The sequence below is a fragment of the Klebsiella sp. GW_Kp181 genome, assembly GCF_040062315.1.
Lineage (GTDB): Bacteria > Pseudomonadota > Gammaproteobacteria > Enterobacterales > Enterobacteriaceae > Klebsiella > Klebsiella oxytoca.
This window is the reverse complement of sequence record NZ_JBEAFR010000002.1, coordinates 233,878-251,760: the sequence shown is the minus strand read 5'-3', so window position 1 is coordinate 251,760 and position 17,883 is coordinate 233,878. Positions and strand designations below refer to the sequence as shown.

At 56.3% G+C, this 17,883-nt stretch carries 15 protein-coding genes; 7 read left to right on the top strand and 8 right to left on the bottom strand.

Annotation, left to right across the window (positions count from 1 at the left end):
* Positions 1-168: 168 nt before the first annotated feature.
* The 7 genes from ABLV11_RS02730 to ABLV11_RS02700 form a co-directional block, all read right to left on the bottom strand.
* The gene (locus tag ABLV11_RS02730) at positions 169-516 is read right to left on the bottom strand and encodes a hypothetical protein (protein ID WP_004101900.1); all 348 of its coding nucleotides are present in this window, start codon (positions 514-516) and stop codon (positions 169-171) included.
* Positions 517-885: 369 nt separating this feature from the next.
* Entirely contained in the window at positions 886-1,566 is a 681-nt protein-coding gene (narI, locus tag ABLV11_RS02725; RefSeq protein ID WP_004101901.1) for a respiratory nitrate reductase subunit gamma, read from the bottom strand.
* Complete coding sequence (gene narW / locus ABLV11_RS02720) at positions 1,563-2,258, bottom strand: nitrate reductase molybdenum cofactor assembly chaperone (protein WP_348855163.1); 696 nt, start codon at positions 2,256-2,258, stop codon at positions 1,563-1,565. Before narW ends, narI begins: the two co-directional genes overlap by 4 nt.
* On the bottom strand, positions 2,258-3,802 hold the full coding sequence (gene narH, locus ABLV11_RS02715; RefSeq protein WP_004101903.1) for a nitrate reductase subunit beta: 1,545 nt from the start codon (positions 3,800-3,802) through the stop codon (positions 2,258-2,260). Before narH ends, narW begins: the two co-directional genes overlap by 1 nt.
* Positions 3,799-7,539: a nitrate reductase subunit alpha gene (locus ABLV11_RS02710; protein ID WP_348855162.1), complete on the bottom strand. Its 3,741-nt coding sequence runs from the start codon at positions 7,537-7,539 to the stop codon at positions 3,799-3,801. The genes narH and ABLV11_RS02710 overlap by 4 nt, the downstream gene beginning before the upstream one ends.
* Positions 7,540-7,633: 94 nt before the next feature.
* Positions 7,634-9,022, bottom strand: a complete 1,389-nt coding sequence (locus tag ABLV11_RS02705; protein ID WP_023329658.1) for a NarK family nitrate/nitrite MFS transporter — start codon at positions 9,020-9,022, stop codon at positions 7,634-7,636.
* Between the two features lie 190 nt (positions 9,023-9,212).
* A complete protein-coding gene (locus ABLV11_RS02700; protein WP_004101906.1) occupies positions 9,213-9,788 on the bottom strand; it encodes a TetR family transcriptional regulator in 576 nt (191 codons plus the stop codon).
* A gap of 121 nt (positions 9,789-9,909) precedes the next feature.
* Here ABLV11_RS02700 and ABLV11_RS02695 point away from each other — a divergent pair, with 121 nt between their 5' ends.
* On the top strand, positions 9,910-11,400 hold the full coding sequence (locus ABLV11_RS02695) for an MFS transporter (RefSeq protein ID WP_004112851.1): 1,491 nt from the start codon (positions 9,910-9,912) through the stop codon (positions 11,398-11,400).
* Positions 11,401-11,403: 3 nt separating this feature from the next.
* Here the strand turns inward: ABLV11_RS02695 and ABLV11_RS02690 are convergent, their stop codons facing one another.
* Positions 11,404-12,291, bottom strand: coding sequence for an IclR family transcriptional regulator C-terminal domain-containing protein (locus ABLV11_RS02690; RefSeq protein WP_348855161.1), 888 nt, complete (start codon positions 12,289-12,291; stop codon positions 11,404-11,406).
* Between the two features lie 121 nt (positions 12,292-12,412).
* Here ABLV11_RS02690 and ABLV11_RS02685 point away from each other — a divergent pair, with 121 nt between their 5' ends.
* The 6 genes from ABLV11_RS02685 to benC all read left to right on the top strand — a co-directional run bounded on the left by ABLV11_RS02685 (position 12,413) and on the right by benC (position 17,876).
* On the top strand, positions 12,413-13,579 hold the full coding sequence (locus ABLV11_RS02685) for a muconate cycloisomerase family protein (RefSeq protein WP_181879911.1): 1,167 nt from the start codon (positions 12,413-12,415) through the stop codon (positions 13,577-13,579).
* 12 nt (positions 13,580-13,591) lie between these two features.
* Positions 13,592-13,882: a muconolactone Delta-isomerase gene (gene catC / locus ABLV11_RS02680; RefSeq protein ID WP_348855159.1), complete on the top strand. Its 291-nt coding sequence runs from the start codon at positions 13,592-13,594 to the stop codon at positions 13,880-13,882.
* A 69-nt stretch (positions 13,883-13,951) separates the two neighbouring features.
* A complete protein-coding gene (gene catA / locus ABLV11_RS02675; protein ID WP_004112858.1) occupies positions 13,952-14,878 on the top strand; it encodes a catechol 1,2-dioxygenase in 927 nt (308 codons plus the stop codon).
* A 104-nt stretch (positions 14,879-14,982) separates the two neighbouring features.
* On the top strand, positions 14,983-16,365 hold the full coding sequence (locus ABLV11_RS02670) for a Rieske 2Fe-2S domain-containing protein (RefSeq protein WP_348855158.1): 1,383 nt from the start codon (positions 14,983-14,985) through the stop codon (positions 16,363-16,365).
* Entirely contained in the window at positions 16,365-16,850 is a 486-nt protein-coding gene (gene benB, locus ABLV11_RS02665; RefSeq protein ID WP_348855157.1) for a benzoate 1,2-dioxygenase small subunit, read from the top strand. Before ABLV11_RS02670 ends, benB begins: the two co-directional genes overlap by 1 nt.
* 9 nt (positions 16,851-16,859) lie before the next feature.
* The gene (gene benC / locus ABLV11_RS02660) at positions 16,860-17,876 is read left to right on the top strand and encodes a benzoate 1,2-dioxygenase electron transfer component BenC (protein WP_224329695.1); all 1,017 of its coding nucleotides are present in this window, start codon (positions 16,860-16,862) and stop codon (positions 17,874-17,876) included.
* The last annotated feature ends 7 nt before the right edge of the window (positions 17,877-17,883 follow it).

Genomic DNA, 17,883 nt, shown 5'->3' with positions numbered 1-17,883 from the left:
CTGTGAAATTGTTTGTGCCCATAATGCTTCACTTAGGGCGAGCCTGTCAGGCGGAGATAAATGCCATGTATAATCGAACGTCAAGCTGCTGATTTTGTAATGGTCTGGCAATCCTTCATTGTGTTCTACGAATATATTGTTTCTTTTCGATACGAGGCTGTGGAGATTTCACAGGTGTTGTTTTAATATCAGGTAAGTGATTAAAATATACCCAAGGTTAAAAACCAGTTTGTATCCTCCAGCGACTGTCGATTGATGCTGCATGAAACACTTAAGAGGTTGTTTATGCAGGTTGTCTTTATTGTATTTTTGATGGAAGGAGCCCATCTTTTCCACACCGGATTCAATCAGTGAAAATATAACAAAATAGATGAAAACATACCCCGCAGCTAAAAAACATAAATCGGCAAGGAGTGGGTTGAGAGGATTGTAACCTAATTGCACTCTAATATAAGTGAGTAATAAAAAACCAACTATTCCGAAGGCAATTCGGTAGAATTTGCGCTGTGTCTTCATCTTTCCTCACGGAAATTTTCGTTTTTACGCCAACGAATGCGTGTCTATTGTTTACTGTGTTCGAAGTGCGATTCGTTGATTCTTCAATAATGCTTCTCGCTGCAATGCGGGTTATACAAATCAAAGTCAATAAACTAAGTTTGTGATGCTCTTTCGCCAGACGATCAGCTCAAAGCTACTATACCTTATTGGATTGGGGACAATTGACAATTCAGAAAAGCACTCGGCATAAGGTAAAAGCGAAAGTCTACTGAAGATACCGCCGAGCGCGTCGATAACCGGGAACCTGGTGTAGCGTTTAAAGTGGGTTTTAGGCTGCCTTTCTCCCTCTCCCCGCTTGCGGGGAGAGGGTTGGGGTGAGGATAAGACTCAGCGTCTTGAACGTACCACCTGGTAGCGGCGGGTGAAATATTCAAACGGCGCGCTCCAGACGTGAACCAGACGGGTGAACGGGAACAGCAGGAAAATCGTCATTCCCAGTACCAGATGTACGCGGAAAACAAAGGCGACACCGCTGAGCATTTCAGACGAGCCGCCGCGGAAGGTCACGATGCCTTGCGCCCAGCCAACCAGCTTCATCATTTCACTGCCGTCAGGATACTGCGCCGAAAAAGGAATCGTGCTCAGCCCGAGCAGGCACTGAATCAACAGAATGCTCATGATGATGATATCCGGGGTGGTCGAGGTCGCGCGAACGCGCTGGTTGGTCAAACGACGCCAGAGCAAACCGGCGCCGCCGATCAGCGTCAGGACGCCGCAGACGCCGCCGAGCACCATCGCCATCTGCTGCTTGACCGCAATCGGTAAAAACCAGGCATACATCCAGTGCGGCGTTAACATGCCGAACAGATGGCCAAAGAAAATGCCGAGTATGCCGATATGAAAAAGATTCGACCAGATCACCATCCCGCGTTTATCGAGCATCTGGCTGGAGGAGGCGCGCCAGGTGTACTGACCGTAGTCATAGCGCAGCCAGCTGCCGAGAAAAAAGACCGTCGCGCAGATGTAGGGGTAGATGTCGTAAAAAAAGACGTTCAGGTACTGTATCATTTCGGGCCTCCCGCACTGACGTCGACGTACTGCGGCGCCACGTGCTGGCTAAAGCGTCGTTGATATTGCTGTAACGGTGAGCTGTCACAGGTTGTGGCGTTATCTTCGATAAATTTCACCTGCTCTTCTTCCCAGACCGCATCCAGCGCCTGCCGGGTATCATCACGGGACTCTTTGTTAACCTGCTGCGTGACGCTGTCACTTGAGAGGGGGCTCCCGGCGAGGCTCAGCAGGGCGTCAAACAGCGGGTACCACGCTACCTCGCGCTGCTTGAGCCGCCCGCCCAGCAGCGCCAGAATCGGCGCGACGTTTTGCAGCCCCTCACGCGCTTCGTTTTCCGGCAGGATGCTGAGGTATTCCAGATACAGCGGCAGATGGTCTGGAAGTTCGCGACAGTTTAGCTGTAGACCCGCTTTTTCATACTGAGCGAGCAGATCGACCATTGCCTGGCCGCGATCGCGGGACTCGGCGTGCACGTGTTCAAACAGCAGCAGCGACGTAGCGCGGCCCCGGTCGAACACTTCGCACCATTCGGCCTGCTTATCCAGCAGCGGAGCATTCAGCATTTCCGCGACGAAGTCGTTGAGCATGGGGGCGTCGTGCCGCACCATGGCCAGCACCTCCTCCTTGCACTGCCAAAGAAACTCATCCGGGTACTCAATCAGCAGGCCGATCGCTTTGAGGATTTGCATTATTCCCCCTCCGCTTTATCGCGTACTTCGGTGATGTTGATGGCATCGATACGGCTACTGTTGAACAGGTTGAATTTGGTGTCGGAGCCGTGGCAGCCGTCGCCAAAGGTAAAGCCGCAGCCGTTGCGCTCGGGGAAAGCGTCGCGCGCCATTTCGCGGTGGCTGGTCGGGATCACGAAACGGTCTTCATAGTTGGCGATCGCCAGATAGCGGTACATCTCCTCGACCTGTTCAACGCTTAAGCCCACTTCCTCGATGGCGCGGGTATCCGTGACGCCTTCCACCGTTTGCGAGCGCATGTAATGACGCATCGCCATCATGCGCTTCAGCGCGCGCAGCACCGGGCCGGTATCGCCCGCGCTGAGCATATTGGCGAGATACTGTACCGGAATACGCAGGCTTTCGATGGCCGGAAGCACGCCGTCGCTTTTCGGCAGGCCGCCGGCGTCGGCGTAGGACTGAATCGGCGACAGCGGCGGCACGTACCAGACCATTGGCAGGGTGCGGTATTCCGGATGCAGCGGCAGCGCCAGCTTCCAGTCCATCGCCATTTTGTACACCGGCGAGCGCTGGGCGGCATCAATCACGTTTTGTGGAATCCCCTGTTTCAGCGCTTCTTCAATCACCGCCGGGTCGTGGGGATTGAGGAACACCTCACACTGCCGCTCATAGAGATCGGTTTCGCGCTCGGTGCTGGCGGCCTCTTCAATGCGATCGGCGTCGTACAACAACACGCCGAGATAGCGGATACGCCCCACGCAGGTTTCCGAACAGACGGTGGGCTGGCCGGATTCGATACGCGGGTAGCAGAAGATGCATTTTTCCGATTTACCGCTTTTCCAGTTGAAGTAGATTTTTTTGTACGGGCAGCCGCTGATGCACAGACGCCAGCCGCGGCATTTATCCTGGTCGATCAGCACGATGCCGTCTTCTTCACGCTTGTAGATGGCGCCGCTCGGGCAGGTGGCGACGCAGCTCGGATTCAGGCAGTGCTCGCACAGGCGCGGCAGATACATCATGAAGGTGTTTTCAAACTGGCCGTACATCTCCTTCTGAATCTTGTCGAAGTTACGGTCGCGGGCGCGCTTTTCAAACTCGCCGCCGAGCAGCTCTTCCCAGTTGGGCCCCCAGATGATTTTATCCATCCGCTTACCGTCGATAAGCGAACGCGGACGGGCGGTGGGCAAATGTTTCCCCTCCGGCGCGTTGTGCAGGTGCTGATAATCAAAGGTAAAAGGCTCATAATAATCGTCGATTTGCGGTATCACCGGATTGGCGAAGATTTTGGTGATGACGCCCATTTTGCCGCCCAGACGTGGGCGTATTTTACCATTAACGTCGCGCACCCAGCCGCCTTCCCACACCTCCTGGTCTTCCCAGTTTTTTGGATAACCGATGCCCGGTTTGGTTTCGACGTTGTTAAACCAGGCGTATTCCATTCCTTCACGTCCGGTCCAGACGTTTTTACAGGTGACGGAACAGGTGTGGCAGCCGATGCATTTATCAAGATTGAGAACCATGCCGACCTGTGAGCGTATTTTCATTTTTTCGCCTCCTGTATCCCGTCGCGACCTTCGTCATCCAGCCAGTCAATATTTTTCATTTTGCGGATCATGATGAACTCATCGCGATTGGAGCCGACGGTTCCGTAATAGTTGAAACCGTAAGCCAGCTGGGCGTAGCCGCCAATCATATGGGTCGGTTTCGGGCACACGCGGGTCACCGAGTTATGGATCCCGCCGCGCCGTCCGGTGACTTCCGAGCCCGGAATATTCATCAGACGCTCCTGCGCGTGGTACATCATGGTCATCCCCGGCGGTACGCGCTGGCTGACCACCGCGCGAGCGGTGAGCGCGCCGTTGGCGTTGAAGGCCTCGATCCAGTCGTTATCTTCAATCCCAAGTTCGCGAGCATCGGTTTCGCTGATCCACACGATCGGCCCGCCGCGCGACAGAGTTAGCATCAGCAGGTTTTCGCTGTAGGTGGAGTGAATGCCCCATTTCTGGTGCGGCGTCAGAAAGTTGAGCGCTTTTTCAGGAAAGCCGTTAGGCGGGATCGCTTTCATCTGGCTGACGCTGCGGGTGTCAATGGGCGGACGATAGACCACCAGGCTTTCGCCAAAGGCGCGCATCCAGGGGTGATCCTGATAGAGCTGCTGGCGGCCGGAAAGGGTGCGCCAGGGGATCAGCTCGTGGACGTTGGTATAGCCGGCGTTGTACGACACATGCTCGCTCTCGAGGCCGGACCAGGTCGGGCTGGAGATAATTTTGCGCGGCTGGGCCTGAATGTCGCGGAAGCGGATTTTTTCATCCTCTTTATTCAGCGCCAGGTGCGTGTGCTCGCGGCCGGTAAATTCGCCGAGCGCTTGCCAGGCTTTGACCGCCACCTGACCATTGGTTTCCGGGGCGAGGGCGAGGATCACTTCCGAGGCGTCGATGGCGGTGTCGATGCGCGGGCGGCCTTTAGCCGGGCCATCCAGCTTGACGTAGTTGAGCTTGCCGAGGAAATCGACCTCGTTCTGGGTGTTCCAGGTGATGCCTTTACCTCCGTTGCCGAGTTTGTCGAGCAGCGGGCCGAGGGAGGTAAAGCGCTCATAGGTCGCCGGATAATCGCGCTCAACCACGGCAATCGACGGCGCGGTTTTACCCGGCGTCAGCTCGCATTCGCCTTTCCGCCAGTCCAGCACGTCAAAGGGCTGAGAGAGTTCCGCCGGGGAGTCATGCTGCAGTGGCACCAGCACCACGTCGGTCTCTTTATCGAGGTGGCCGACGCAGACTTCAGAGAAGGTTCTGGCGATATCTTTGTAAATTTCCCAGTCGCTTTTCGCCTCCCACGCCGGGTCAACGGCGGCGGAGAGCGGGTGAATAAAGGGATGCATATCCGAGGTGTTCATATCGTCTTTTTCGTACCAGGTGGCGGTTGGCAGAACGATATCGGAGAACAGACAGGTGCTGGACATGCGAAAGTCGAGCGTCACCAGCAGGTCGAGTTTGCCCTCAATGGCCGCGGTTTGCCACTCCACCTCTTCCGGCTTCACCTCATCGGTAGCCCCCAGCTCTTCGCCCTGAATACCGCTGTCGGTCCCCAGCAGGTATTTAAGCATATACTCATGGCCCTTGCCGGAAGAGCCCAGCAGGTTTGAGCGCCAGATAAACAGATTACGCGGATGGTTTTTGCCGTTATCCGGCTGTTCGCAGGCGAAGCGGATCTCGCCGGACTTCAGCGCCCGGGCGGTGTAGTCGGCGGGGGTCAGTCCGGCTGCGGCGGCCTGCGCCTTGATGGTCAGTGGGTTAACCCCCAGCTGCGGCGCGGAAGGCAGCCAGCCCATGCGCTCGGCGCGAACGTTAAAATCGATCAGATGACCGCTGAATTGGCTGGCGTCCGCCAGCGGCGACAGCAGCTCCCGGGCGGTTAGCTTTTCATAGCGCCACTGGCTGGCGTGATTGTAAAAAAAAGAGGTGCTGTTCATCTGGCGCGGCGGACGATTCCAGTCCAGCGCGAACGCCAGCGGCAGCCAGCCGGTTTGCGGACGCAGTTTCTCCTGGCCGACATAGTGCGACCAGCCGCCGCCGCTCTGGCCGACGCAGCCGCAGAACACCAGCATATTGATCATCCCACGGTAGTTCATATCCATGTGGTACCAGTGGTTGACGCCGGCGCCGAGGATAATCATCGACCGTCCGTGGGTTTTATGTGCGGTATCGGCGAACTCGCGGGCGATCTGCTCGATGTGCTGGCGCGGGACGCCGGTGATCTGTTCGGCCCACGCCGGGGTATAGGCTTTCATTTCGCCAAAGTCCCTGGCGGCGTTGGGGTCGTCTAAACCGCGATCGAGCCCGTAGTTAGCGAGGATGAGATCATAAACGCTGACCACCAGTCCCGTTTCGCCATTGGCCAGCGGGAGCTGCTTAACCGGCAGCTGATGCAGCGTCACCGGATCCTGCTTGATGCTGCGAAAGTGCGGGTTTTCGTTGCCGCCGAAGTAGGGAAAGCCCACCGTCACCACGTCGTCACGGCTATCCAGCAGCGACAGCTTAAGTTCAATCGCTTGCCCTGCGGCCTGCTGTTCGAGGTTCCACTTGCCTTTCTCTCCCCAGCGGAAGCCAATCGAACCGTTTGGCGCCACCAGTTCACCTGCGCTGTTGTACGCGACGGTTTTCCACTCCGGGTTGTTGCTTTCGCCCAAATCGTCGACCAGATCGGCGGCGCGGACCATCCTGCCGGGAACGTAGAAACCCTCCTCGCGGCGCTCAAGCATCACCAGCATCGGCATATCGGTATAGGTGCGACAGTAGTTGAGGAAATAGTCGCTAGGATTATCAAGGTGAAACGTTTTGAGGATCACATGGCCCATTGCCATCGCCAGCGCGCTGTCGGTGCCCTGTTTCGGCGCCAGCCACTGATCGCTGAGTTTGGCAACTTCCGAAAAATCCGGAGTAATCGCGATGGTTTTGGTGCCCTTATAGCGCACTTCGGTAAAAAAGTGGGCGTCCGGCGTTCGGGTCTGTGGGACGTTTGAGCCCCAGGCGATGATATAGCTTGAGTTATACCAGTCGGCGGATTCAGGGACATCGGTTTGCTCACCCCAGGTCATCGGCGAGGCGGGGGGAAGGTCGCAGTACCAGTCGTAGAAGCTCAGACAGGTGCCGCCAAGCAGCGACAGATAGCGGGTACCCGCGGCGTAAGAGACCATCGACATCGCCGGGATCGGCGAAAAGCCCGCCACCCGGTCCGGCCCGTAGTTTTTGATGGTCCAGACGTTGGCGGCGGCAATCAGCTGATTCAGCTCTTTCCAGCTTGAGCGGATAAACCCGCCTTTGCCGCGTACCTGCTTGTAGCTGAGGGTTTTAACCGGGTCCTGCATAATGCTATCCCACGCCTGCACCGGATCGGCGTGCTGAGCCAGCGCTTCGCGCCACAGCGCAATCAGCCGCTTGCGCACCAGCGGATACTTCAGACGGTTGGCGCTGTAAAGGTACCAGGAGTAGCTCGCGCCGCGCGGGCAGCCGCGGGGTTCGTGGTTGGGCAGATCCGGGCGGGTTCGCGGGTAGTCTGTTTGCTGGGTTTCCCAGGTGACCAGACCGTTTTTGACGTAAATCTTCCAGCTGCATGAGCCCGTACAGTTCACGCCGTGGGTTGAGCGGACGATTTTGTCGAACTGCCAGCGCTGCCGATAGCTGTCTTCCCAGTCGCGGTTGGTGTTGTATACCTGGCCGTGACCGTTGGCAAAGCTCTCGCCTTTTTGTTTAAAGTAGCGAAAGCGATCCAGTAGTTTACTCATGACATTTCTCCTGCTCCAATAATGTCCGGCCTTACAAGACCGCACTATCCTGTAGGCCAGATAAGGCTTCAGCCGCCATCCGGCAAAGATGTCGTTATTTTTTTACCGGTTTACGACGGCCGTAGACCAGCCAGGTCACCAGCACACAAACCACGTAGAAAACAAAGAAGACCTTCATTGCCCCGACAGGTGAGCCGGTCAGCGCCAGCGAGGTGCCGAAGGCTTTAGGGATAAAGAAGCCGCCAATGGCGCCGATTGCGGAGATAAAACCGAGCGCCGCCGCGGTGTCGGTCACCGCTTCGTGCTGAGCCTGTTCATCGCTGCCGCCGCGCTTCTTCACGCTGTCGATAGTTATCTGGCGGAAGATCACGGCGATCATCTGGAAGGTGGAACCGCTGCCGAGACCGGCGGTAAGGAACAGTCCCATAAACACCACGTAAAAGGCGAGAAAGCTGCCGGAGCCGGTGCCGGGCAGGGTGAGGAACAGCAGGCCGGTGAACAGCGCCATTAAGATAAAATTGATCAACGTGACCCGCACGCCGCCGAGACGGTCGGAAATAATGCCGCCAAATGACCGCGCCAGCGCGCCGATAAACGGCCCGAAGAAAGCCAGCTTCAGAATATTCACGTCGGGGAATTGCGTTTTCGCCAGCATGGCAAAACCGGCTGAGAAGCCGATAAACGAGCCAAAGGTGGCAAGGTAGAGCAGGCTTAACAGCCACATATGCGGGCGCTTCAGTACCGGCAGCTGCTCGCGAATGGAGGCCTTCGAGCTGGCGATATCGTTCATTCCCACCCAGGCTGCGAAGGTGGCGATCGCCAGCAGCGGTACCCAGACGAGCGCGGCGTTGCTAAGCGCGAGAAGAGATCCATCCTCCTGAGGCACCCCATGAACACCGAGAAAAGCAAAGATGGGCAGAAAAATCACCGCCGGCGCGATCATCTGCATCACGCTGACGCCGAGGTTGCCGAGCCCACCGTTAATCCCCAGTGCGCTACCCTGTTTGGCTTTGGGGAAGAAAAAACTGATATTTCCCATGCTCGAAGCAAAGTTCGCTCCGGCAAAACCGCACAGTAAGGCAATAATGATAAATACCCAAAACGGGGTAGCGGTATTTTGCACGGCAATTCCCAGCCAGATGCAGGGAACCACCAGAATAATCGTACTTAATACCGTCCAGTAGCGCCCGCCAAATATGGGTACCATAAAGGAGTAGGGTACGCGTAATATCGCGCCGGAAAGCGAAGGCAGAGCGGTTAATAAAAAGAGTTGATCGGTAGTGAAATTAAAACCGATTTTATTGAGGTTGACCGCGACGGCGCTAAATAACATCCAAACGCAAAAGGCGAGTAGCAGACAAGCTACGGAAATGCAAAGATTTCTGCGGGCTATTTTCTTTCCCTTATTTTCCCAGAATGCCGCGTTTTCAGGTTTCCACTCGCTTAAAAGATAATGATTCTTTTTCTCATTTTTGCTCAGCATATTGCCCTCGAATGAACATTAACCAGTCAAAAAGAATAAAGATGTAAAACAGTCAATTAATATAAAAGAATGAAAGATGGGGCCGAACGATGTGTTTGTTGTAATGAATGAAGAATAGATAAGAAAAACGCGTCGGCAGTCGACGCGCGGAGAATAGAGGGGGATTATTTGTTACAAAGTGTAACCTGGGTCAGAACAGTTCCATCGAAATAAAATAATTGATATGCCGGTTAAAGGTGGCGTCATCTATTTCCTCCATACCCAGCGCGTAAATACCATCCAGGCCACATACCAGCGCAATGAGCCGCCAGGCAATACTTTCCGCATGGTCTTTTGGCGTAAACTCACCTGCTTCGGTTCCGCGCTGAATAATTTTCAGCGTCTCTTCATGCCACATACTCATCGTCAGCAGATATGCGCCTTTGATATCGCTATCGCTGTCGGCCAGCAGCTGCGCTTCGCGCCATAAACGAATATAGGGCTCAAGCTTGCCGTCGTCGCTGCCCACCATGGAAAACAGGCGTTCCCGCCACGTGGCGTCGTCAGCGACCAGCGGCATGTCCAGCATTTCACGGATAAGACGTACAAAGGTATGGGCTTTCAGCTCGCCTGCTGAAGTGAAATGGTGGTGCAGTTGACCGGCGGAGACGCCGGCTTCGGCGGCAATCTGGCGCACGGTCATGGCGCTGAATCCGCCTCTAAGCGCTACGCGCATGGCTGCCAGTACAATAACTTCCCGTCGCGCATCGCGATTTAAGTAGCTCATAACGCCTGGTAACCCCCGTGTTTTTGGTCGATAGTAACAAAAAGTTGGACACTTGTTCAACATTGGGGCAGGATCGCCGTCCTGGACGCTTGTCCAATTTTCAACTTTGAGGAAAGGTAGTATGTCTCGGCAATGGTTGACGCTGATGGCGATTTTGCTGGTTTATATTCCGGTGGCGATTGATGCCACCGTTCTGCACGTGGCCGCGCCAACGCTTAGCGTAGCGCTGGGGACCAGCGGCAATGAGCTATTGTGGATTATTGATATTTACTCGTTGGTGATGGCCGGCATGGTGCTGCCGATGGGCGCGCTGGGCGATAAAATAGGCTTTAAACGCCTGCTACTGCTCGGCAGCGCTATTTTTGGCGCCGCCTCGCTGGCGGCGGCGTTTTCGCCGACGGCCGAAACGCTGATTGCGTCCCGCGCGCTACTGGCGGTAGGGGCAGCGATGATCGTCCCGGCGACGCTCGCCGGTATTCGCAGCACTTTTGCGCTAGCGCAACAGCGTAATATGGCCCTTGGCCTGTGGGCGGCGGTGGGTTCCGGCGGGGCGGCCTTTGGCCCACTGATCGGCGGCATGCTGCTGGAACATTTTTACTGGGGCTCGGTTTTCCTGATCAACGTGCCGATCGTGCTGCTGGTGATAGCGATTAACGCCAAAGTGGTGCCGCGTCAGCCCGCACGACGGGAACAGCCGCTGAATCTATTCCAGGCGCTAATCCTCATCGCCGCCATATTGATGCTGGTATTCAGCGCTAAAACGGCGCTTAAAGGGCAAATGGCGCTGTGGTTAACCGGGCTGGTGGCGGTTGCTGGCGCCGGTATGCTGTTCTGGTTCGTGCGCAAGCAGCTTATGGCGACGCGGCCCATGGTCGATATGCGACTGTTTACCCATCGCATTATTTTAAGCGGTGTGATGATGGCGATGACGGCGCTGATCACGCTGGTGGGCTTTGAACTTCTGATGGCGCAGGAGCTGCAGTTCGTGCATAGCAAAACGCCATTTGAGGCCGGGCTGTTTATGCTGCCGGTGATGGTGGCCAGCGGTTTTAGCGGGCCGATTGCCGGCATGTTGGTTTCGCGCCTGGGGCTGCGCGAGGTGGCAACCGGGGGAATGCTGCTCAGCGCGCTGAGCTTCCTCGGCCTGTCGATGACCGATTTCAGCACCCAGCAGTGGTTGGCCTGGGGACTGATGACGCTGCTGGGCTTTAGCGTCGCCAGCGCGCTGCTGGCTTCCAGCTCTGCCATTATGGCCGCAGCGCCGAAGGAGAAAGCGGCGGCGGCGGGGGCCATCGAAACTATGGCCTACGAGCTGGGGGCTGGTCTGGGCATCGCCCTGTTCGGTCTGATATTGACCCGCAGCTACACCTCATCGATTGTTTTGCCGTCGGGCGTTGACGGCGCAGCGGCGGAGCAGGCGTCCTCCTCCATCAGCGAGGCGATTAAGCTGGCGCAGTCGATGCCGGCTATTCCAGCGCAAAACCTGCTCGAAGCGGCGAAGGCAGCGTTTATTCATTCGCACAGTATCGTGCTGGCGACGGCCGGTGTCCTGCTTCTGCTGCTGGCGGCTGGTATCTGGCGCAGTCTGGCCAGGGCGCCGGAGCTGAATTAACCCTTACAGCTGAAGAGAAAGCGCCATCGCCGCCCGCCGTAGCGGGGCGAGGGCTTTCTCCTTCAGCGCGGCGGCGTTGGTATAGCCTGCCGGAACGCCAACGTTAAGCGCCGCCACCACCTGACCGCTGCGGGAAAGCAGCGGTACCGCCAGCGAACATAATCCCACCTCAATTTGCCGGTCAGCGAGCGCGTAGCCCTGCATACGCACTCTGGCGATTTCCTGCCGTAAACCCGGCAGATCGCATAGCGTATACGGGGTATAGCGGATCAAGCTGGCTCGTGACAATGTCACTTCAAGCTGTTCTTCCGGCAACGCGCTAAGCAGCACGCGTCCCATCGACGTGGCCCACGCAGGCAGACGGCTACCGCGGCCAATATCTACGCTGAGCAGGTTATTCACCGCCGCTCTGGCAATATACAGGACGATATCGCCGTCCAGCGTGGCGGCGGAGCAGGATTCTCCGAGGTTTTTACCCAGATTATCCAGGGCGCTCTGCGCGACTTTCGCCAGCGGCGTTCCGGCCAGGTAAGCGTGACCCACCGCCAGCACGCGGGGGAGTAGCTCATAGCTGCGGCCATCCGGGCTATGCACCATTCCCAGCGCGGCGAGGGTATAGAGGCAGCGGCGCACAGCCGCGCGGGAGATCTGCGTTTTTTGGCTAAGCTGGGAAATGGTCAGGCGCTGCCGCTGCGGGGTAAACGCGTTAAGGACTTCCAGCCCGCGCGCCAGGGACAGCATAAAGTTAGGGTCGTGTTCAGACTGGCGGACGCTGAGAGTATCTGGTTTTTTTTCGCTCATACACCCCTCTTTTACTGAAGATAAAGGTTCATGGGGCATCACTATATCGCGGGTGAAAAACGCGGCGATTCCTTGTACTGTTTTTACCATGTCGGTCACATTATTAACCCCAATTTAACAACCGCGTCGATAATCGCACAACATTTCGATTATCGCCGTTGACCGTTCCGACCGTGCAGACCTATTGTCAACAGAATCGTTACCCCACGTTATGAACAGGGGTATGAAAAGTTATGTATTTCATCACCAGGAAAAAAAGATGACCGCGACCATTGAACGTATTGAAAGCTGGCTGGTGGATATCCCGACCATTCGACCGCACAAACTCTCCATGACCACGATGGGCTGTCAGACGCTGGCGATCGTCCGCATCACCCGTTCGGACGGGATTTGCGGTATTGGCGAAGCCACCACCATCGGTGGATTGAGCTACGGCGTGGAGAGCCCGGAAGCTATCGTTTCGGCAATTAACCATTACCTGATGCCGCTGCTGAAGGGCCAGCCTGCCGATAATCTCAATTCCCTGACCGCGCGAATGAACGGCGCGGTTAAAGGCAACACCTTTGCCAAATCGGCGATCGAAACCGCGCTGCTGGATGCGCAGGGAAAGGCGCTTGGCCTGCCGGTTTCCGCGCTGCTTGGTGGCGCGCTGACGACCTCGCTGCCGGTTCTCTGGACGCTGGCGAGCGGCGACACCGAGAAAGATATTGCCGAGGGGGAAAGGTTACTCGCGGAGCGTCGCCATCGGGCCTTTAAGCTAAAAATCGGCGCGCGCGAGCTGGCGACTGACCTGCGCCATACCCGCGCGATTGTTGAAGCCCTGGGCGATCGGGCCAGCATCCGCGTCGACGTGAATCAGGCGTGGGAAGCCACCGTCGCGGCAAAGGGCTGCCGCGAGCTGGCGGCGATGGGGGTCGATTTGATTGAACAGCCAGTTAGCGCTCAGGATAACACTACGCTGGTGCGCCTCAGCCATCACATCGGCACGGCTATTCTGGCCGATGAAGCGGTAGCGACCCATTACGAAGGCTATCGCCTGGCACAGCAGGGATTCAGCGGGGCCTATGCGCTGAAGATTGCCAAAGCGGGTGGGCCAAACAGCGTGCTGGCGCTGGCGAAGGTGGCGCAAGCTGCGGGAATTGGGCTTTACGGCGGCACGATGCTTGAGGGGACCGTTGGCACCCTGGCCTCGCTGCACGCCTGGTCGACGCTCCCCCTACAGTGGGGCAGCGAGATGTTTGGCCCGTTATTGCTGAAGGACGATATTGTCAGCGTGCCGCTAACGTTCGCCGAAGGCGAAGTGACGCTACCGCAAACGCCGGGTCTTGGCGCTGAACTGGATGAAGACAAACTGCGCTTCTATAGACGCAAAGGATAATGGAGGATTTTTATGCTATTTAAAGTCGATATGACCGTGAATATTCCGCTGGGGTTTCCTGCCGACGAAATTGAGGAAATTAAGCAGCGAGAAAAAAAATATTCACAACAACTTCAGCGTGAAGGTAAATGGCGACATATCTGGCGCGTCGCCGGACTTTACGCCAATGTCAGTATTTTCGATGTAAAAGATGCTGAAGAGCTGCATCAAATTTTAATGGCTCTACCGTTATATCCCTTTATGCAAATTCGCGTGGAGGCGCTCTGTCGTCATCTCTCCTCGATTCGCGAAGACGACCGTTAATAAAAATAATAACTAACCTCGCGCCGAAACTATTCGGCGAATATCCTACAACGATAAGTGAGAAATATTATGAGTAATGCATTCGTACAACAAGATGCTGTGCAACATTTATTGCGTGAAAGTGCAGGTTTAAATGCAACCGGCGGCGACGAACGTTTTAAAACGATTGTTCACCGTCTGCTGGAAAACATCTGCACGCTGATTGATGACTATAACGTCACTGAAGAAGAGTTCTGGCATGCGGTGAATTATCTGCATGAATTAGGCGGCCGCCAGGAAGCGGCACTGCTGGCGGCGGGCCTCGGCCTTGAACACTTCCTCGACCTGCGCCAGGACGCTATTGATGCCGCAGCGCAGCGGGAAACCGGCACTCCTCGTACTATTGAAGGCCCGCTGTACGTGGCAAATGCGCCGCTGGCAGACGGGCATACCCGCATGGATGATGGTAAAGATGCGGGGGAGGTGATGTGGCTTTATGGCCAGGTTCGCGACACCCAGGGCCACCCGATAGCCAACGCTATCGTTGATATCTGGCATGCCAATACCCTCGGGAACTACTCTTTCTTCGATCAAAGCCAGAGTGAATATAATCTGCGCCGCCGCATTCGCACCGGCGCCGATGGCTGCTATAGCGTGCGCAGCATTATGCCATCCGGCTACGGTTGCCCGCCGGATGGGCCAACGCAAAAACTCCTTGACCAGTTGGGGCGTCACGGTAACCGTCCGGCGCATATCCATTTCTTCGTTTCCGCGCCGGGTCATAAACATTTGACCAGCCAAATCAATCTCAACGGCGACAAATACCTGTGGGATGATTTCGCGTTCGCTACCCGCGACGGCCTGATTGCCGATCCGGTAAAAGTCAGCGACCGCGAGCTTATTCAGCAGCGTGAGCTGGAAGGCGAACATACTGAAGTGCGCTTTGATTTTACCCTGTGCAAAGCACTTAACGCCGATGAAGAACACCGCGGTACGCGCCTGCGCGCGCAGGAGTAGCGCGCGGCGTTAATTCTCTTCTCCGGCCAGGTCGTGGCCGGAGAATAAAGCGAAATTCCGACCTCACAGTTTTCTATTCCTGAATTATGCAGGAGGGCCGACTCATGCAAAAAATGTTCACCACATTAAAAGATAAAATCACCAATGCATTAATTGTTGATCGTGAAAAGCATATTTATCGCTGCCATCGCTCAATATTTACCGATCCGCAGCTATTTGATTTTGAAATGAAGCATGTTTTTGAAGGAAATTGGTTGTTCCTTGCTCATGAAAGCCAGATTGCGCAGCCTGGGGATTATTACACCCTGACTCTTGGGCGCCAGCCGGTAATAATAACTCGCGACAAAAAGAATGAACTGCATGCGCTAATTAACAGCTGCGCCCACCGCGGGGCGATGCTGTGTCGCCGTAAAACCGGTAATAAAAGTTCCTTTACCTGTCCATTTCACGGCTGGACATTCAGTAATAACGGCAAGCTTTTAAAAGCCAAAGATGAAAGTACCGGCGGTTACCCGGAGACTTTCAAGCATGAAGGCTCCCACGATTTAAAGAAACTGCCGAGGTTTCAATCGTATCGCGGCTTCCTTTTCGGCAGCCTGAATGCCGATGTACAGCCGCTGGAGGCGTACCTGGGCGAAACCTGCAAAATTATCGACCTGATCGTTGACCAGGCGCCGGAAGGGCTGGAGGTGCTTAACGGATCATCGAGCTACGTTTATGAAGGCAACTGGAAGCTGGGGGCGGAAAACGGTGCTGACGGTTATCACGTTAGCGTGGTCCACTGGAACTACGCTTCCACCATGTCGCGCCGCAACTACGAAGCGGAAGGGACGCACGCGGTAGACGCAAACGGCTGGTCGAAAAGCGTCGGCGGCGGTTACGGCTTTGACAATGGACATATGCTGTTGTGGACCCGGGTGCTGAACCCGGAAGTGCGGCCGATCTACGAACATCGTGAACGGCTGCAGGCGGAATTCGGCCAGTCCCGCGCCGAGCAGATGGTCAACGAAACGCGCAACCTGTGCCTCTATCCAAACGTCTATCTGATGGATCAGTTTTCGACGCAGATCCGCGTGATACGCCCCATCGCGGTGGATAAAACCGAAGTCACCATCTGGTGCTTCGCGCCGAAGGGCGAATCTGACCAGGCGCGGGCGCTGCGTATTCGCCAGTATGAGGATTTCTTCAACGTTAGCGGCATGGGAACGCCTGACGATCTGGAAGAGTTCAGCGCCTGCCAGCGCGGCTATCTCGGTGAGAATCTGGCATGGAGCGACCTCAGCCGCGGGGCGCTGCACTGGGTCGACGGCCCTGACGAACACGCCCTTCAGGCGGGCTTCAGGCCGCAGCTAAGCGGGGTGAAATCGGAAGATGAAGCTTTGTATATCGCCCACCATCATCACTGGCAAAACGTGATGCTGGCGGCGCTGGAAAAAGAGCAGCAGCGCTACGAGCAATCGATCACGCAACGCGTGGAGGTGGTCTGATGCTGACTCTCGAACAGGTTCGCCAGTTTCTCTATTACGAAGCCCGCCTGCTTGACGATCGCCAGTGGGATGATTGGCTGAACTGCTACAGTCCACAGGTGGTGTACTGGATGCCCGCCTGGGGAGATGACGACAAGCTTACCCGCGACCCTCAGCGCGAAATTTCGCTGATTTACTACCCGAACCGCGATGGCCTCGAAGACCGGGTATACCGCATCAAAACGGAACGCTCAGGGGCCAGCACGCCGGAACCGCGCACCACTCATATGATCGGCAACGTTGAGCTGCTTGGCGAAACCGAACAGGTGATGGAGGTGCGCTACAACTGGGTCACCTACTGCCATCGCTATCAGCAGACGGATACCTGGTTTGGCTCTACCTGCTGCACGCTGATTGAAAGCGCCGGCAAACCGCAGATCATCCGTAAAACCGTGCGCCTGAATAACGATTACATCCGTCAGGTGATTGACGTTTACCACATTTAAGAGGCGTTTATGACCTTTAATATTGCTCTCAATTTTGAAGACGGCATCACCCGCTTTATTCAATGTCACGCCGGAGAGAAAGTTCTCGATGCCGCCTATCGTCAGCAGGTTAATCTGCCGATGGATTGTTCGGACGGCGTTTGCGGCACCTGCAAGTGCCGCTGCGTCAGCGGCGAATATGGTCTGGGCGATGAGTATCTTGAAGAGGCGCTCAGCGAAGACGAAGCCGCAGAGCGCCAGGTGCTGACCTGTCAGATGGTGCCATCCAGCGATTGCGTCATTGATGTACCGGCGGCGGCAGCCCAGTGCAAGACCGCGCTGGCAAGCCTGGGGGCGACGGTGAAAGCGGTCAATCTCCTGTCTGACACCGCCATTGAGCTGGCGATCGTGCTGGATGAGCCGCTGGACTTCCTGGCGGGTCAGTACATCAATATTCAGGTTCCCGGCACGCCGCAGGTGCGCGCCTATTCGTTTAGCTCTCTACCGGGCTCGCGTGAGGGGAGCTTTCTGATCCGTAACGTGCCCGGCGGCTTGATGAGTCAGTGGCTGACGCAGCGGGCCAGTCCCGGCGATCGTCTGACGCTAAGCGGCCCGATGGGCAGCTTTTATCTGCGCGGCGGCGAGCGTCCGCTGTTGCTGTTGGCGGGTGGCACCGGCTTAGCGCCGCTGCTCTCGATACTGCAAACGCTGGCTATGCAACGCAGCGCCCGGCCCGTCACCTTGCTCTATGGTGTGACCCGCGACAGCGACCTGGTGAAAACTGATGCGCTTGAAGCATTTACCGGCCAGCTTCCCGCTTATCGCTGGCTGCCGGTGGTTGCCGATGCGCAAAGCCAATGCCCGCAGCGCGGTTTTGTGACCGACCATCTTAATGACGCAATACTCAACGATGGCGATGTGGATATCTATCTGTGCGGGCCACCGCCGATGGTCAATGCGGTATCCACGGCGCTGCGCGAGAGAGGCATTTCGCCGGCGGGGTTCTGGTATGAAAAATTCATCGCCAGCCAGAGTGCGGCGGCATAAGGAGCAA